Below are 17,177 nucleotides of genomic sequence, written 5' to 3'. Positions count from 1 at the left end.
TAAGTCACCGCACAGCGGAGTCCCCGCGCCGTGGAGTCACCCCACAGCGGAGCCAGCGCGCAGCGGAGTCGCCCCACCGCGGAGCCGCCCCGCAGCGGAGTCGCGCTGTTAAGTCACCGCGTAGTGGAGTCGCGCTGTTAAGTCACCGCGTAGTGGAGTCACCGCACGACGCCTTCGCGCGGTGACGACAACTTGCAGAGAGTTCTCTGCGGAGACCCCTATGCAGAGAGTCCTCTGCAAATTATTGTCACTGTCATGACCGACGACCCCCAAAGCACCCCCGAACATGCCAAATCCACCCGGCGCATCGACGCACGCAGCCTGCGCGGGTTGGCGCACCCCCTGCGAGTAAGACTGCTTGAGCTGCTGAAACTCGATGGCCCCGCCACCTCCACGGGGCTCTCCGAGCGGCTCGGCGAGAACACCGGAACCGTCAGCTGGCACCTGCGCCACCTCGCCGAGCACGGCTTCATCGAGGAGGAGACCGGGCGGGGCACCAAACGCGAGCGCTGGTGGCGAGTGGTGAAGCAGCAGAGCGTGCTGAACACCGTCGATTTCCGCGACAACCCCGAGACCCGGGGCGCACTCTCGGTCTACCTGCACGAACTGGTGAACCAGCAGTTCAACCGGGTCATCGACTACATCGGCGAGGACTGGGGCGACGAATGGCGCAACGTCGGCACCCTCTCCGCCTGGAGCGACCTGCGGATGACGCCGGCTCAGCTCAAGACGCTGAACGAGGAACTGACCGCCGTCGTCGAGCGCTATCTCCCGGCACCGGGCGCCGAGCCCGAGCCGGGCGCGCTACCCATCATCGTGCAGTTTCAGTCATTCCCGCGGAAGGAACGCGACACCCGATGAGCGACAGCGCACGCGGTGGCCTGCTCCGTCGCCACCGTGATTTCCGACTGCTCTGGTGCGGCGAGACGGCCGGCAAGTTCGGCGCGTCCGTCACGGGTGTGGCGATGCCGCTGGTCGCGGTCTCCACCCTGAACGCCGGCACTTTCGAGGTCAGCCTGCTGAGCGCCGCCTCATGGCTGCCCTGGCTGATCATCGGCCTTCCCGTCGGCGTATGGGTGGACAGGTTCCGCCGCAGGCCGATCATGCTGGCCGCCGCGGCCGTCTCCTTCCTGCTGTTCATCGGTGTCCCGATCTCCGCGTGGTACGGCTGGCTGAGCATCGGTCTGCTGCTGGCCGTCACGTTGCTGGCCGGCACGGCCGCCGTGTTCTTCCAGACCGCCTACAGCGCCTATCTCCCCAGCATTCTGGAGCCCGCCGACCAGTCCGAGGGCAATGCCAAGTTGCACGGGAGCGCGTCCGCCGCGCAGATCGCCGGACTCGGGGCCGGCGGTCTGATCGCGCAGGTGGCGGGCGCGGTGAACGGGTTGTTCGCCAACGCCGCGACGTTTCTCGTGTCCCTGCTCTGCCTGTCGGGCATCCGGCACCGCGAACCACCCGTCGCCAAGGTCGAGCGTCCGCCCAGGGCGCTGGTCAGAGAGGTCGGCGAAGGCCTGCGGCTGGTCGCCCGCGATCCCTGGTTCCGTACGCTGACGCTCTTCGGGGCCGCCTCCAACCTTGCGCTGGTCGGCTATCAGTCGATCCTGGTGGTCTTCCTGGTCCGAGACGTCGGCCTCGATTCCGGCGCCGTCGGCGGACTGATCGCGGCCGCCAGCACCGGTGGCATCGCCGGGGCATTCGCCGCCCGCCGGGTCGCCGCCCGGATCGGCACCGCCCGCGCGACGCTGCTCTTCGAACTGGGTCTCCCCGTGTTCGCCCTGCTCATCCCGCTCACCGTCGGCGGCGCGGGACTGCTTCTGTACGTCGTCGGCAGCTTCTGCGTCTCCGCCGGTGTGGTGGCCGGAAACGTCATCAAGTCGAGCTTCCAGCAGGCGTACTGCCCGCCCTCCCTGTTCGGCAGGCTCACCGCGAGCGCCGCGTTCCTCAACTACGGAACGATCCCGCTCGGCGCGCTGCTGGGTGGCGCCTTCGGCACCGCCCTCGGCGTCCGCCCGGCGATGTGGATCATGACGGCGGGGGTCCCGCTGGCCGCGCTGATCCTCTACTTCTCCCCGGTCCGCCGGGTCCGGGACCTACCGGCATCCCCCCGGGAGGACTCGTCGGAGGAGCCCCCGGTCTCGGCGAGTATCGAGACCGCCTCGGTTTGACGTCCTCCCCCGGTTTTCAAACCGGGGATTCCAGCACCCGGCCTTCCGGCCGGGTCTGTCGGTTCGCGGTTCACCGGCCCGGGCAACCCCGAAGCCTCCCGCGCAGAGGAGGCGACGCCCTGCCGCGCTCAAACAAACACATGCCCCGCTTGGTTATCGCGGAACACCTCGGCCCTACCGAGCCCAACCCACGCACCAAGCGAGAACACAAAAGGTGCTTCCTCTCCGCCCTGGAGGCATCCGCCCTGAATATCCGGCGACTCGGCTGGTCACCCCAGCGGGGGCCGGTCCGGAAGGCGCCTGATCCGTGTCGAGGACGGGTCGTAGAGGGGTTCGGCGGTGACGGTGGCGTCGACCCACGTGCCGGTGACCCCGACCTCGACGCGATCGCCGGGGGCGGCCCCCGCCGGCAGGTAGGCGTAGGCGATCGAGCGGTCAACGCGGTGGCCGTACCCGCCGCTGGTCACTCGCGAGGCCGGTCGGCCGCCGACCCGGACCGGCTCGCCGCCGAGGCACACCTGGCGGGGGTCGTCCAGGACGAGGCAGACCAGGCGCCGGCCGGACGCGTCCGTGTCCTGAGCCGATGCGTCCCGATCCGAAGCCGATGCGTCCGCGTCTTGAGCCGACGCTTTCCGGTCCGGAACCGATGCGTCCCCGATCGGAACCGACGCGTTCCGGTCTGGAATCGAGGGGTCTCCGGTCGGAGCCGATGCCTTCCGTTCTGGAGCCGATGTGTCCCCGGTCGAAACTGACGCGTTCCGATCTGGAGCCGACGCGTCCCCGGTCGGAGTCGGCGCGTCCTCGGTGGACGGATGCCGCGGGGAACGCCGGGCGGCCGCCTCAAGCGCGGCCCGGCCGAGGAAATCCTTGTCCCTGGCCACCGCGAAGCCCAGGCCCCCCTCGTACGGGGTGGTCTCCGGGGTGATGTCCAGCCCCCAGACGCGGTAGCCCTTCTCCAGGCGCATCGAGTCGATCGCGCGATACCCGGCAGGTCGCATGCCGTACGGCGCGCCCGCCTCCATGAGCGTGTCCCACAGCGTCAGCCCGTACTCCGACGGGCAGTACAGCTCCCAGCCGAACTCGCCCACGAACGTCACCCGCTGGGCCAGCACGGGGACGTTTCCGACACTGATCTCTCTGGCCTTCATGTAGCCGAAGGTCAGGTCGTCGGCGGAGACGGAGCCGAGGATGTCGAGCGCCCGCGGCCCCCAGAGGCAGTAGCAGGCGTGGGCCGAGGTGACGTCCCGGACGTCGAGGCCGTGGCCGCGGAGCCAGGCGGCGTCGTGGACGCCGAAGGCGGTGCCGGTGACCAGGCGGAATCGGTCCTCGGCCAGGCGGGTGACGGTCAGGTCGGCCTCGATGCCGCCGCGCTCGTTCAGGAGCTGGGTGTAGACGATCGAGCCGACGGGCTTGTCGAGCTGCCCGGCGCACACCCGCTGCAACCCCGTCAGGGCCGTGGGTCCCGACACCTCCAGCTTCGAGAACGACGTCTGGTCGAACAGTCCCGCCGCGTCCCGCGTGGCCAGGCACTCCTGCCGGACCGCCGAGGACCAGATCCTGCCCGCCCACCCCTCCGGACGCGCCTCCTGCGACGGGCCCGCCTCCTGTGAGGGGCTCGCGTTGGACTCGAACCAGTTGACCCGCTCCCAGCCCGACTTCTCGCCGAAGGCGGCGCCCAGCTCCGCATGCCGTACCCACGCCGGGGAGCGGCGCAGCGGCCGGGCCGCGGTGCGCTCCTCGCCCGGGTAGACGATGTCGTAGTACTTCGAGTAGGAGTCCAGCGCCTTGGCGCGGGCCCATGACGCAGAGCGGGCGTGGCCGCCGAACCGGCGCAGGTCCATGCCGAACACGTCGTACTCGGGCGAGCCTTCCACGATCCACTCGGCCATGACCTTGCCCACGCCGCCCGCCGCCGCCAGCCCGTGGACGCAGAATCCCGCCGCCGCCCACAACCCGCGGACCGCGGTCTCGCCCAGCAGGAACTCGCCGTCCGGGGTGAACGCCTCCGGCCCGTGGACGACCTTCGCGATCGCGGCCTCGCCCAGCGAGGGGACTCTCCGCACCGCCGACTCCCACGATTCCTGAAATTTCGGCATATCAGCGGGGAACAGCGTCCGGGGTTCCTCCAGCGGATGGGCCGTGTCCCAGATCTCCGGAGTCCGGATGTATCCCCCGACCAGGATCCCGCCGGCCTCTTCCCGGAAATAGACGATGTTGTCCGGGTCCCGGACCGTGGGCGTTGACGTGGGAACGTCGAACGACTCGGTGACGACATACTGGTGCTTGATCGGCACGACCGGGATGTCCACTCCGGCCAGTCTCCCGACCCGTCCGCTGGCGGCCCCCGCCGCGATGACCACGGTCTCGGCCTGAACCGTCCACTCCTCGGCTCCCGAAGCGTCCGAAGCGTCCGTCGACGCGAGGCGCACCCCGGAGATCTCGCCGCCCGCCACGTCGAGTCCCACCACGCGAACCCCGGTGAAGATCCGTACGCCCAACTTCTCCGCCCCGGCCGCGAGGGCCCTGGCCAGCAGTGCCGGATCAAGCCAGCCGTCGCCGGGCAGCCAGAGCGCGGCGCGCACGTCGCCGGTGTCGAGCAGCGGGAGCTTCTCCCCCGCCTCCGCGCCGGAGAGCACTTCCAGACCCAGGCCGTAGGTCTCCCCGGCCCCGGCCAGTCGCAGCGACTCCTCCACCCGTTCGGGCGTGGTCGCCAGGCGGAGCCCGCCGACTCCGTGCCAGCCGGGGTCCAATCCGGTCAGGTCGGCGAGCTCGGGATAGAGACCGGCCGAATACATAATCATTTTGGTCTGGGTGACGGTCGAGCGGAGCTGGCCCACGAATCCGGCCGAGTGCCAGGTGGTCCCCTCGGTGAGCTCGTGCTGCTCGACCATGATCACTTCAGTCCAGCCGAGCCGTGCCAGATGGTAGGCCACGCTGCACCCGGCCACCCCACCACCGATCACGACGGCTCGCGCAGAGTTGGGAAGTTTCAAGGCCGGCAACCCCTCTGTAACAACCTGTACTCAGAATCTGATCAATGGTACGAAGGTAGGCCAAAGGAGTGCCGTATGCCAGATGCTCTCGCTGACGTCCGAAAATGGGCCGGACAGTCCATAATCGAGACGCCGATCAAAGGTGGGCTGAGCCACCGGATCGCCCGGCTGGACGCAGCCGACGGACAGCGATGGCTGCTGCGAGTGCTCGATCCACGGGTCTCCGAGGCGGGTCTCGGCATCCCCCTCGACCAGGAGATCGCCAACACGCTGCGCGCGGCCGACGCGGGGGTCGGCCCGAAGGTGCTGCACCGGATGCCCGAGGCCCTGCTGCTGGAGTATCTCGACGGGACCACGCTGGACGCGCACACCGTGCGGACGCTCACCGGTCCCATCGCGGCCGCCTGCCGCCGCCTGCACGCCGGCCCCAGATTCGTCAACGACTTCTCCATCTTCAGCAAGCTCGACCAGTTCCTCGCGCTCTGTCATACCCACGAGCTTCCGAAACCCGAGGGTTACGAGGACCTGCTGCCGGTGGTGGCCGAAATCGAGCGCGCGCTGGCCGCCGATCCGCTGCCGACGGTGCCGTGCCACAACGACCTGCTGCCGGCGAACCTCATCCGGTGCGGCACGGAGATCAGGATCGTCGACTACCAGCTCTCCGGGAACAACGACCCGGCCTTCGAGCTGGGCGACATCGCCGCGGAGGCGGACTACGACCCCGACCTGACCTTGCGCCTGGCCCGCGCCTACTTCGGCCGGGACGAGTCGCGGCTGACCTCCCGGGTCCGGCTCAACCTGATCATGTCCAACCTGACCTGGACGCTCTGGTTCGCCGTGCACCACGGACTGCTGAAGGAGCAGGCGGCCGACGCCGACTTCGACTACGACGCCGAGGCGGCCGACAAGTTCGAGCAAGCCGTACGAGACCTGGACGACCCGGAGTTCGGGCGGCTCATCGATGACGTCCGAGGTTCTCGCCCCGGATCTCCCCACCCCCCGCACCACCATGCAAGGAGGCTTGAATGACCAAGCCAACATCGGTCGACGAGGACGCGAAGCGGCTCGCTGAGCTCGGTTACAAACAGGAACTCTCCAGAACCTGGAGCGGCTTCTCCAACTTCGCCATCTCCTTCTCGATCATCTCCATCCTGGCGGGGTGCTTCACCACCTTCGGCCAGGCCTGGAACAACGGCGGTCCCGTCGCCATCTCGTGGGGCTGGCCGCTGATCTCGATCTTCATTCTGATCATCGGTCTCTGCATGTCGGAGCTGGTGTCGGCCTATCCGACCGCCGGCGGCATCTACTGGTGGGCCGCCAAGATGGGCAAGCCGATCCACGGCTGGTTCACCGGGTGGTTCAACCTCATCGGCCTGATCGCGGTGACGGCCTCGGTCGACTACGGCTGCGCGACCTTCCTGAACATCACCCTCAACCGGTTCTTCCCCGGCTGGGATCCCACCCTGACCAACGCGTTCATCCTCTTCGCGGTCATCCTCGTACTGCACGGCCTGATCAACATCTTCAGCCACCGGCTGATCGCGACGCTGCAGAACGTCTCGGTGTGGTGGCACGTGTTCGGCGCGGCTGTGGTCGTGCTGATCCTGGTCTTCGGTCCCGACTCGCACCAGTCGATGTCGTTCGTCTTCACCGAGACGATCAACAACTCCGGCTTCTCCGACTCGTCCTACTGGTTCTACGTGCTGCCGCTCGGCTTCCTGCTGACCCAGTACACGATCACCGGGTTCGACGCGTGCGCGCACGTGTCGGAGGAGACCCAGGGCGCCTCCACCGCCGCCGCCAGGGGACTGTGGCAGTCGATCTTCTACTCGGCGATCGGCGGCTGGGTCCTGCTGCTGGCCTTCCTGTTCGCGGCCACCGACGTGGACGCGATCAACGGCGCGGGCGGCTTCGTCGGCGCCATCTTCGACAGCGCGCTCCCCGGCAACCTGGCCACGGCGATCTTCGCGATCTCCACCATCGGCCAGTTCTTCTGCGGGATGAGCTGCGTGACCTCGATGTCCCGCATGACCTACGCGTTCTCCCGGGACGGCGCGATCCCCGGCTGGCGCCTGTGGTCGAGGGTGGACGCCAACCGGACCCCCGTCAACGCGATCATCTTCGGCTGCGTGGCCGCACTGGTCCTCACCCTGCCCGCGTTGTACGAGGCCCCCGGTGGCTTGCCGCTGGCCTTCTACGCGGTCGTGTCGGTGGCGGTCATCGGCCTCTACATCGCCTTCGCGATCCCGATCTGGCTTCGGCTGCGGATGGGCGACCGGTTCCAGCCGGGGCCCTGGACGCTGGGGTCGAAGTACAAGGTCATGTGCTGGATCGCCATCGTCGAGATCGTCATCGTCTCGATCTACTTCATCATGCCGCTGGTCCCGGCCGCCGTGCCGTTCAGCTCCGAGTTCACCTGGACCGCGGTCAACTACGCGCCGATCGTGGTCGGCGCGATGGTGCTGGCCGTGGGCCTGTGGTGGGCGCTGTCGGCCAAGCACTGGTTCACCGGCCCGCGTCGTACGGTCGACGCGTCCGACCCGGTCGCTCCGGCGGACCCGGGCGGCAAGGAGACGATCGGCTGACCGGATCCGGTCACGCGGTGACCGGCCCGCCCCCCGAGGCCGGACCGGCCACCGCGCGAACCCGTACCGCCTTCAAGGCCTGCCACGAGGACGAGTCACCCCAAAGACCGACCAGAACGGATCCGGGCCGCCTCGAAACCGCCCGGAAGCCGGGAGGCCGGTCAGCTCGCCTCGAAGGCCTCCGCCACCGCCGCCCGGACCCGATCCATGGCGGCGGTGGCCGGGGCCTCCCGCCCCATGGAGGTCATGTCGACCTCGGGCATGCCGCAGGCCACCGCCCAGTCCCACGGGGTCAGATCGCCGTCGACGTTGAGGGCGAACCCGTGGCTGGTCACGCTGCGGCTCTGCCGCATGCCGATCGAGATGATCTTCCGGCCCGTCTCCTTCGTCCACACGCCCGTGAGCAGCTCGGAGCCGGGCGGGGTGTCGCGGCGTTCGGCCGGGACACCCAGCGCGTCGAGCGCGCTGACGAGCCTGAGCTCGACCTCGCGGACGTAGTCGACGATCCCCTCGTCCTCGCCGAGCTTGACGATCAGGTATCCGACCAGCTGACCGGGGCCGTGGTAGGTGAGCTGGCCGCCCCGTCCCGTGCTCAGGACGGGGATGCCGTGGGACGGGTCGGGCAGGTGCTGCTCCAGAGTGCGCCTGCCGACCGTGTAGACCTGCGGATGGCTGAGCAGCCAGAGCGTGTCGGAGCGCTCGTCGCGCTGCCGCTCGCCGACCAGCTCCGCCATCCGCTCCATGGCCTTCTCGTAGTCGACCAGGTCGTCCTGGATCAGGGACAGGGGTCGTTGCCTCATGCCATCAGCTTATTTTCAGTATCGGGCTGCGGGCGCCTTGGGGACGAAGATCCACATCAGGACGTAGGCCACCCAGAGCGGTCCCGGGATGAGCGAGAGCAGCAGCCACAGCACCCGGACGACCGTGGGCGACCAGCCGAGGCTGTCCGCGATCCCGCCGCAGACGCCGGCGATTATCTTGTGGTTTCTTGAACGGTGCACGTTGCCTCTCCCCGAATCGATGTTCTTCATCCGATCCAACGGATGGAGGAGATGCTCCCGTTCCCTCAGTATCCCTGAGAAAACCCTGACAGGGTTGAGATCGCGACCATTCACCGCAACTCGGGGTCAGAACATCTATACAGAACACCTATACGGAGACGGTTACTGCCTGTACGTTCCGCTTTGTACCTGTAGGGATTTCTCCCTGCGTTCCATCCCAAGGAGCGTTATGCGCCTGACGTTACGACGCAGCATGGTCCGGACCGCCGCCCTGGTCACGGCCGTCGCCCTCCCCCTCGCCTTCTCCCCTCCGGCGAGTGCCACCTCCATCGACGTCACGGACGTCCTGGCCAACGTCTTCGCCACCCAGATCAAGGGTTCGAACGTCAAAAAGCACCTGGACCGTTTCCAGGAAATAGCGAACGCAAACGGCGGCAACCGCGCGGCGGGCACGCCCGGCCACGCGGCCTCCCTCGCCTACGTGCAGGACAAGCTCCGCAAGGCGGGCTACAAGACCTCCACGACCAATGTCGAGTTCCCGCTCAACTGGGAAGAGCTCAGCCCCTCGGTGCTGCAGCAGACGGCCCCCGAGGTGAAGACCTACGCCAACCCGGCCGACTACGTGACCGTGATCTCCTCCGGTTCGGGTGACGTCACGGCGCAGGTCCAGGGTGTCGACCTGATCCTCCCGCCGGCACCGGTCCCCAACACCTCCACCTCCGGCTGCGAGACCGCCGACTTCGCCGGGTTCGTTCCGGGCCGGATCGCGCTGCTCCAGCGCGGCACCTGCCCGTTCATCGACAAGGCCACCAACGCCAAGGCGGCCGGCGCGAGCGGTGTGATCTTCTTCAACGAGGGTCAGCCGGGCCGTACCGACCCGCTCCTCTTCGACATCTCCGAGTGGCGCTTCGGCTTCCCGATCGTGATGACGAGCACCGCCGTCGGCCTGGATCTGGCCGACAGCCCGAACACGACCGTGCACCTGAAGGTCGACGCCAAGACCACGGTCGGCCAGAGCAAGAACCTCATCGCCGAATCCCGATGGGGCAAGGCGGACCAGGTCGTCATGGCCGGCGCCCACCTGGACGGCGTTCCCGAGGGTCCCGGCATCAACGACAACGGCTCCGGCAGCGCCGCGATCCTGGAGACCGCGCTCAAGCTGGCCAACGTGCCCACCAAGAACAGGCTGCGCTTCGCCTGGTGGAGCGCCGAGGAGCTGGGTCTGCTCGGCTCCGACCAGTACGTCGCCGGTCTCTCCCCCGCCGAGCGGGCCAAGATCCGGGTCTACATGAACTTCGACATGATCGCCTCGCCGAACGACGTCACCTTCCTCTACGACGGTGACGACTCCGACGCCGAAGGCGCGGGCCCCGGCCCGGCGGGCTCCGCCCAGATCGAGAAGCGTCTCGAGAAGTTCTACGGCAAGCGTCACCTGCCCTTCAAGGGCACCGACTTCGACGGCCGCTCCGACTACGGCGCCTTCATCGCGAACGGCATCCCGTCGGGCGGCATCTTCACCGGCGCCGAGGGCGTCAAGACCGCCGAGGAGGCCGCCATCTGGGGCGGTACGGCGGACGCCCCCTACGACCCCTGCTACCACGCCGACTGCGACGGCATCACCAACATCAACGCCGCCGCGCTCGACCGCAACTCCAAGGCCATCGGCTACGCCACCGCGTACTTCGCCTATGACCTTTCCTCCATCCCCGCCCCCGCCGCGACGCTCTCCAAGCTCGCCGCGAAGCCCGCCGCACAGGCGCCTGAGGGCGCGGCCGTCTAAGCGCACCACCACGCTGTACGGCGCGCATCCCCGCAAGGGATGCGCGCCGCTCGGGGACCCCCCACCCTCCCAACCCGAGGAGCATGATGCGCAGTCCGAAGGCCATGGGCATGGCAGTGATCCTGGCCATCCCCCTGGCACTCACCGCACCGACAACGGCCGCGTCGGCAGCCGTCCCACCGGACATCTCTCTGACCGCCGTGAAAGCACACCTGACCCAGCTGCAGTCCATCGCCACCGCCAACGGCGGTAACCGCGCTCATGGCCGGCCGGGGCACCTGGCCTCGGCCAACTACGTCAAGGGCCTGCTGGACGGCGCCGGGTTCACCACCACCCTCCAGCCGTTCACCTACAGCGGCGCGACCGGCTACAACGTCATCGCCGACTGGCCGGGCGGCGACCCGAACGACATCCTCATGGTCGGCGGGCACCTCGACAGCGTGACCGCGGGGCCGGGCATCAACGACAACGGCTCCGGCAGCGCCGCCATCCTGGAGACCGCGCTCGAGGTCTCCCGCCAGGCGCTGGCACCCACCAAGCACCTCCGTTTCGCCTGGTGGGGAGCCGAGGAGCTGGGCCTGCGCGGCTCCCAGTACTACGTCAACAACCTTCCCTCCTCCGAGCGGACGAAGATCAAGGGCTACCTGAACTTCGACATGATCGGCTCGCCCAACCCCGGCTACTTCCTCTATGACGGGGACAACTCCGACGGCACCGGATCGGGCCCCGGCCCGGCGGGCTCGGCGCAGCTGGAGGCGACGCTCCAGGCCTACTTCACCTCGATCGGCGTACCCACCCGCGGAACCGACTTCGACGGCCGCTCCGACTACGGGCCGTTCATCAGCGTGGGAATCCCGGCGGGCGGCACCTTCACCGGCGCGGAGGGCATCAAGTCCAGCGCCCAGGCGACCCTCTGGGGCGGTACGGCGGGGCAGGCGTTCGACGCCTGCTACCACCGGGCGTGCGACACCACGGCGAACATCAACGACACCGCGCTCAACCGCAACGCCGACGCGATCGCCAACGCGGTGTGGACGATCGCCACGGGCACCCCGCCCACCCAGCCGACGACGGTCTACTCCGACACCTTCGAGACGGCGACCGGCTGGACGACCAACCCCGGCGCCACCGACACCGCCACGCTCGGCCAGTGGGAGCGCGGTGACCCCGCGGCCACCACCTCCAGCGGCGCCAAGCAGCTCGGCACCACCGTCAGCGGCGTCAACGACCTGGTCACCGGACGACTGGCGGGAACGGCCGCCGGCGACTACGACCTCGACGGCGGCACGACGAGCGTCCGCTCACCCGCGATCACCCTGCCGAGCGGAACGCTGAACCTGTCGTTCTCCTGGTATCTCGCGCACGGCTCCAACGCCTCCAGCGCCGACTTCCTGCGCGTGAAGGTCGTCGGTTCCACCACCACCCAGGTGTTCCAGCAGCTCGGCGCGGCCGCCAACCGCAACGGCGCCTGGGCCACGGCCACGGCCAACATCTCCGCCTTCGCCGGGCAGAGTGTCCGCATCCTGATCGAGGCCGGTGACGCCTCCGGCGCCTCGCTGGTCGAGGCCGGAGTGGACGACGTCAAGATCACTCGATAGTCGGGCAAGGGGTGCGGCCCGCACCTGCTCGGGTAAGCCGCCGAAGACCGCTCGGTCTCGGCGGCTTACCCGAGGCGGGCCGCACCCCGTCCGCCGGGATCCGGCTTCTCGGCGAGATCGTTCATCGCCCGCTCCGCGAGCGGGCCACCGTTCCCCCTGCCGGTCCGTTCGAGCCGACACACGCACCTGCAAGCTCGAACCGGCACGCACCCGCTCAAGCCGACGCATGACCGTTCAGGCCGGCCGGCGGGCAGCCGCCGTTCCCCTGCCGGCCGTTCGAGCCGACGAGGCACGCGTGTTCGCGATGATCCGGTAGACCGGTTCACCGCAGAACCGGACCTTCTTCGCTGCGGGGACCAGCCGTGCTGTCTCAATCGGGTCTCGCACCCTCGCTCGGCGACCTCAACCGAATGACCGAGTTACGGGCGCCCTGTCCCTCCGCTAGCCTCGCCTAGTCACGCACGTGCTGGTATGGAAGGTGCTTAAGTTGATCGGCTGGTTCGAAGCAGTGGTCCTCGGGCTCGTTCAGGGGTTGACGGAGTTCCTGCCGATCTCCTCCAGCGCCCATATCAGGGTCGTGTCGGCCCTCGCGGGCTGGCCCGACCCCGGAGCCGCGTTCACCGCGGTGATCCAGCTCGGTACCGAGGCCGCGGTGGTGATCTACTTCCGCAAGGAGCTCTGGGAGATCATCTCCACCTGGGTCCGGGCCCTGTGGACGCCCGACCTCCGCAGCCACCACGCCGCCCGGATGGGCTGGTACGTGATCATCGGCACCATCCCGATCGTCGTCCTCGGCCTGGTCTTCAAGGACTCCATCGAGAACGCCTTCCGTGACCTGCGCCTGATCGGCGCCACCCTGATCGTCTTCGGCCTGGTCCTCGGATTCGCCGACCGCACCGCCCGCAACAAGCTCACGCTGCAGAAGAACCTCAGCTTCACCCACGCGCTGGTCTACGGCTTCGCCCAGTCGCTCGCCCTGATCCCCGGTGTCTCCCGCTCCGGCGGCACGATCAGCGCCGGCCTGCTGCTGGACTACCGCCGGGAGGAGGCCGCGAAATACTCCTTCCTGCTGGCCATCCCGGCCGTGCTGGGCGCCGGCTTCCTGGAGCTGGCCAAGATCGGCGATGGCGCCGCCCCCGCCTGGGGCCCGACGATCCTGGCCACCGTGATCTCGTTCATCGTGGGTTACCTGGCGGTCTCGTGGTTCCTGAAGTACATCAGCAGCCACCGCTTCACCGGCTTCGTGATCTACCGGATCGCCCTGGGCATCTTCATCATCGCCCTCGTGAGCTTCGGCGTCCTGACCCCCAACGCCTAGCCCTCCGCCCTCTCCAGCCTTCGAGACCCGCGAACGGGAAATCCACGTCGTCGCCGTCCGTCCGAAAAGGGTGAGCCGCTGTACAGCGGCTCACCCTTTTTGATCTGGACAACACGCTCATCGACCGCCTTGACGCCTTCCGCCGCTGGACGGTGGAGTTTGTCCAGCAGTAGGAGGATCTTTTTCAGGACCTAGATGGGTCGCGTAGCTTGATGCTGGTGCGACCGGCATCGCGGCGTCCGATTTCACCGGCGAGGCTCACCCTGCTCTCTCGCTCCCGACAGGTATCGGCGGGCCTCTCTCCAGGCTGCCGTGGCATCGAATCGTTCGGCGCTCCAGATAGTCGATCTCAGCTGCCCCCGCCCGCGGTACCTGCGCATGATGTCCACGTGTACGGGCCAGGCCACGAACCGGTGGAGAGCTTCTTCGCTCTCCCAGACCGATACCGAGCCGCATCTCAGCCGGTGGGGTTCGGCCCACAGCCACATGCCGACCGCCCCGTCCAACCGCGGCCATTCGCGGCGCAGCCGGAGTCCGGCCCGGAAGATCCCCGGCATGTCCAGCGGTCTGCTCGCGGTGAAGTCGGTGACGCTGACAAGCACCGCGCCTCGCTCGCCGGTGGTCGGCCCCTGTTTCCAGTCGGTTCTCAGCACGGGAGCGCCCATTGGGGAGAGCGACCGAGAAGGCCGAGAAGGCGCTGGAAGTCAGGGGCGTCCGCGGGCACCTCGACGCGGGTGTCGAACGCGGCACCGGGGCCGCGCGTCTCGGGCGCGTCAGGCCAGCGCGACGCGACCTTCAGCGCCGTGGCCGCGAGCTCGTCGTCCGGCTCGTACGGCACGCCGATGGCCGCGGCGACGTCCCACCCGTGCACGAGGAAGTCCACGGCGTGCAGGCTCAGCGCGACCCGCCCCGGGAAGATCCCGAACTCGCGCACTTCCATGTCGCGGTCGAGAGCGTCATCGGGCGCGAACGCGGAGATGACGAGCTCCGCCGACGCCTCGTACGCGCGATACGGATCGTCCCCCAGCCGGCCGCCGTCCCAGACCGTGCGAGGTGCCGAGCCGTTTCCCATCGCCGCGGCGAAGCCCTCGTTCTCGCTCACGAGATGCCGGAGCAGGCCGCGAAGCGTCCAGTCACCGCAGGGGGTGGGAAGATCGAGATGATCGGCCTTCACGTGGGCGATGGTCGCACCGGCGATCTGAAGCGACCGCCGATCGATGTCCCGGATGTCCAAAGCTCCCCCTTGAATCGTTCGTTCTCCACGATCGTAGAAAAGGCCAGAGGACCACCGTAAGATCCAAAATTGACGATTCGCACCGGACCAATTTAGATTCGACGCGATGGATTTCCATGTGAGTCTGGACGGGCGCAACGACCTCTCCGGGCAGATCTACCGGCAGATACGGGCCGCGATCCTCGATGGCCGGCTGCGCTCGGGGGAGAGGCTTCCGCCCACACGCGAGCTGGCACGGCGTCTTGAGGTCTCCCGCAACACCGTCGGAGTCGTCTACGACCGGCTGACCGGTGAGGGCTTCCTGGACAGCAAGGTCGGCGCGGGGACCTATGTGTGCGAGCTCGCCGGCAGGAACACGACGGTGCGCGACCTCGACAGCGACAGGGCGCGTGGGGCCGCCACGGACGACCCCCGTCAGCGGAAGCCCTCCTCCAGGCAGGCCCTGCGCCCTCGTCCCGGCTGGGATGACATCCCCGCGCCGCCCGTGCCGACGGACGAACCGGCGTACGACTTCCGGGCAGGCATACCGGATGCCCGCCTGTTCCCGTTCGAGAGCTGGCGCCGCCTCATGTCCCGGGAGCTGCGGCCCTCGGCCGTACGGGCCGCGATGTACGGCGAGCCCGCGGGCCACACCGGGTTACGCGCCGCGATCGCCCATCACCTCGGGATCTCCCGGGCCGTGCAGGCCGACGCGGACGACATCGTCATCACGAACGGGACGCAGCAGGCGATCGACCTCATCGGACGCGTGCTGCTCGAGCCGGGCGACTGCGTGGCCGTCGAGGAACCGGGCTACCCACCTCCTCGGCTGCTGCTCCAATCCCTGGGCGCACGCGTGGTTCCCGTACCCGTCGACGCAGAAGGCCTGGTCGTGGACGCGATCCCGGACGAGGCCCGGCTGGTGTACGTCTCCCCGTCCCACCAGTTCCCGCTGGGCATGCCGATGTCGCTGTCACGGCGGATCGCGCTGCTTTCCTGGGCGGAACGACGTGGTGCCGCAGTGATCGAAGACGACTACGACAGCGAGTTCCGCCTCGGCGGACGCCCCCTCGAAACCCTGAAAAGCCTGGACACAGGTGAGCGCGTCCTCTACGTCGGCACCTTCTCCAAGACGATGCTGCCGACACTGCGCCTCGGTTTCCTGCTCACCCCGCCCTCCCTGCGGCGGGCGTTGCGGGCGGCGAAGTACGTCTCCGACTGGCACGCCTCACTTCCCGCGCAGGTGGCGCTCGCCCATTTCATCGACGAGGGCCTCTTCGCCCGGCACATCCGCAAGATGCGCAACGAATACCAAGCCAGGCACCGGCGCATCATCGAACTGCTCGCCCAACCGGACGGGTGGTTGCGCCCGATTCCCTCCGCGACGGGAATCCACCTGAGCGCGCTTTTCCCGGACGCGGGAACGCTTGAGGCGCCGGACATGAGGACGCTGATCCAGCGATCCCGCGCGGTGGGCGTCGCCGTCTACCCGCTGTCGCGTTTCTACGCGGGCGAACCCGACCGGGCCGGACTGGTCCTCGGTTATGGAGCGATCCCCCTGGAGCGAATCGACGAGGGCCTGCGACTGCTCCGCCACTGCCTGGGCTAAGGCTCCCGAACGGCCGTGGACGTGCAGAAGACCTCGTCCGAGCTTGGCTCCTCCTGCCTGGCATGAGCTCCACCCGGGTGGGTCACCTGGCTTGGCGCCGGTGCCAAGCCGGTGTTCATTGCCACGTGGCCCGTCTCTCCGAATCCCCGAAACGAAAGGCGGCGCGAGGGCATCGAACGCGGTGTCGTCCGGCCCCTCGGCGGGGAAATGCCGGGCTCAGTATTCGTCGCGTATTTTCAGCCAGCTCATGGTCGGGTCCTGCGGCCAGCCCTCCGGGGAGTCCTCCCAGACCTCCTGCCGGCCGTACGGGGTCAGATCCAGCAGGTTGAAGTCCAGCCGGAGCCGGTCCACCCCGCGGCCGTTGGTGAAGTAGGTGCGGAAGAACTCCTCGCCGTCGCGCAGCAGCACGCTCAGACCGAAGCCTCCGCCCAGGCCGATGTCGTCGTTGAAGTCGCTGCCGTGGGAGGAGTACCAGGGCACGGTCCAGCCCATCCGCCGCCGGATCAGGTCGATCTCCTCCTGCGGCGCGCGGGCCATGAGGATCAGCGTGGTGTCCCGGGCGTTGAGGTGCGACTGGTCGCCGATGTTGTCGGTGAAGGAGGAGCAGCCGCCGCAGAGCCAGTCCTGGCCCGGCTCCAGCATGAAGTGGTAGACGACCAGCTGGCGGCGGCCCTGGAACAGGTCCGCGAGTCCGACCGCCGTACGGTCCGGCGCGGTGAACCGGTAGTCCTTCTCCAGCCGGACCATCGGCATCCTGCGCCGCTCGGCGGCCAGCGCGTCCAGTGCGCGGGTGTGTTCCTTCTCCTTCACCAGCAGCGCCTCCCGCGCGGCCTGCCACTCCTGCGCCGAGACGACCTGGGGACGGTTCATGGTGCACTCCCTCCGATACATTCCCTTAGGGAACTGACAGGGAAA

Annotated in this window: 14 protein-coding genes; 8 read left to right on the top strand and 6 right to left on the bottom strand. The window is 68.5% G+C overall.

The window, feature by feature from the left end; all coding sequences use genetic code 11:
• The first annotated feature begins 255 nt into the window (after positions 1–255).
• Both DKM19_RS01945 and DKM19_RS01940 read left to right on the top strand, forming a co-directional pair.
• Positions 256–861 carry a helix-turn-helix domain-containing protein gene (locus DKM19_RS01945; protein WP_110694215.1) on the top strand — a complete coding sequence of 202 codons (606 nt, stop codon included), beginning with the start codon at positions 256–258 and terminating at the stop codon, positions 859–861.
• Complete coding sequence (locus DKM19_RS01940; RefSeq protein ID WP_110694214.1) at positions 858–2,165, top strand: MFS transporter; 1,308 nt, start codon at positions 858–860, stop codon at positions 2,163–2,165. Before DKM19_RS01945 ends, DKM19_RS01940 begins: the two co-directional genes overlap by 4 nt.
• Positions 2,166–2,434: 269 nt before the next feature.
• Here the strand turns inward: DKM19_RS01940 and DKM19_RS01935 are convergent, their stop codons facing one another.
• Complete coding sequence (locus tag DKM19_RS01935; protein WP_162641209.1) at positions 2,435–5,158, bottom strand: FAD-dependent oxidoreductase; 2,724 nt, start codon at positions 5,156–5,158, stop codon at positions 2,435–2,437.
• 75 nt (positions 5,159–5,233) lie between these two features.
• Between DKM19_RS01935 and DKM19_RS01930 the strand changes: the two genes are divergently transcribed.
• Together DKM19_RS01930 and DKM19_RS01925 are read left to right on the top strand one after the other, a co-directional pair.
• Entirely contained in the window at positions 5,234–6,187 is a 954-nt protein-coding gene (locus tag DKM19_RS01930) for a phosphotransferase (RefSeq protein WP_162641208.1), read from the top strand.
• Complete coding sequence (locus DKM19_RS01925; protein ID WP_110694212.1) at positions 6,184–7,743, top strand: amino acid permease; 1,560 nt, start codon at positions 6,184–6,186, stop codon at positions 7,741–7,743. Before DKM19_RS01930 ends, DKM19_RS01925 begins: the two co-directional genes overlap by 4 nt.
• A gap of 161 nt (positions 7,744–7,904) precedes the next feature.
• On the opposite strand, the gene lipB is transcribed toward DKM19_RS01925, so the two are convergent.
• Both lipB and DKM19_RS01915 read right to left on the bottom strand, forming a co-directional pair.
• Positions 7,905–8,543, bottom strand: coding sequence for a lipoyl(octanoyl) transferase LipB (gene lipB, locus DKM19_RS01920; protein WP_089212546.1), 639 nt, complete (start codon positions 8,541–8,543; stop codon positions 7,905–7,907).
• Positions 8,544–8,558: 15 nt separating this feature from the next.
• Entirely contained in the window at positions 8,559–8,744 is a 186-nt protein-coding gene (locus DKM19_RS01915) for a PspC domain-containing protein (RefSeq protein ID WP_089212554.1), read from the bottom strand.
• Between the two features lie 229 nt (positions 8,745–8,973).
• On the opposite strand from DKM19_RS01915, the gene DKM19_RS01910 reads away from it, so the two are divergent.
• From DKM19_RS01910 to DKM19_RS01900, 3 genes are all read left to right on the top strand, one after another.
• The gene (locus DKM19_RS01910; RefSeq protein ID WP_239514042.1) at positions 8,974–10,524 is read left to right on the top strand and encodes a M28 family peptidase; all 1,551 of its coding nucleotides are present in this window, start codon (positions 8,974–8,976) and stop codon (positions 10,522–10,524) included.
• Between the two features lie 86 nt (positions 10,525–10,610).
• Entirely contained in the window at positions 10,611–12,122 is a 1,512-nt protein-coding gene (locus DKM19_RS01905; protein WP_110694211.1) for a M28 family peptidase, read from the top strand.
• A 478-nt stretch (positions 12,123–12,600) separates the two neighbouring features.
• Positions 12,601–13,440, top strand: coding sequence for an undecaprenyl-diphosphate phosphatase (locus tag DKM19_RS01900; RefSeq protein ID WP_204358620.1), 840 nt, complete (start codon positions 12,601–12,603; stop codon positions 13,438–13,440).
• A gap of 245 nt (positions 13,441–13,685) precedes the next feature.
• Here the strand turns inward: DKM19_RS01900 and DKM19_RS01895 are convergent, their stop codons facing one another.
• Together DKM19_RS01895 and DKM19_RS01890 are read right to left on the bottom strand one after the other, a co-directional pair.
• A complete protein-coding gene (locus DKM19_RS01895) occupies positions 13,686–14,093 on the bottom strand; it encodes a hypothetical protein (RefSeq protein ID WP_162641207.1) in 408 nt (135 codons plus the stop codon).
• Positions 14,087–14,674, bottom strand: coding sequence for a TIGR03086 family metal-binding protein (locus DKM19_RS01890; RefSeq protein WP_110694209.1), 588 nt, complete (start codon positions 14,672–14,674; stop codon positions 14,087–14,089). The genes DKM19_RS01895 and DKM19_RS01890 overlap by 7 nt, the downstream gene beginning before the upstream one ends.
• A 118-nt stretch (positions 14,675–14,792) precedes the next feature.
• On the opposite strand from DKM19_RS01890, the gene DKM19_RS01885 reads away from it, so the two are divergent.
• Positions 14,793–16,262, top strand: a complete 1,470-nt coding sequence (locus DKM19_RS01885; RefSeq protein WP_239514041.1) for a PLP-dependent aminotransferase family protein — start codon at positions 14,793–14,795, stop codon at positions 16,260–16,262.
• Between the two features lie 216 nt (positions 16,263–16,478).
• On the opposite strand, the gene DKM19_RS01880 is transcribed toward DKM19_RS01885, so the two are convergent.
• Positions 16,479–17,132 carry a DUF899 domain-containing protein gene (locus DKM19_RS01880; protein ID WP_110694207.1) on the bottom strand — a complete coding sequence of 218 codons (654 nt, stop codon included), beginning with the start codon at positions 17,130–17,132 and terminating at the stop codon, positions 16,479–16,481.
• Positions 17,133–17,177 lie beyond the last annotated feature (45 nt).

It is taken from the genome of Streptosporangium sp. 'caverna', assembly GCF_003203775.1.
Lineage (GTDB): Bacteria > Actinomycetota > Actinomycetes > Streptosporangiales > Streptosporangiaceae > Streptosporangium > Streptosporangium subroseum.
Note: the sequence above shows the minus strand (reverse complement) of the source record. Positions and strands in the feature narration are given on the sequence as shown.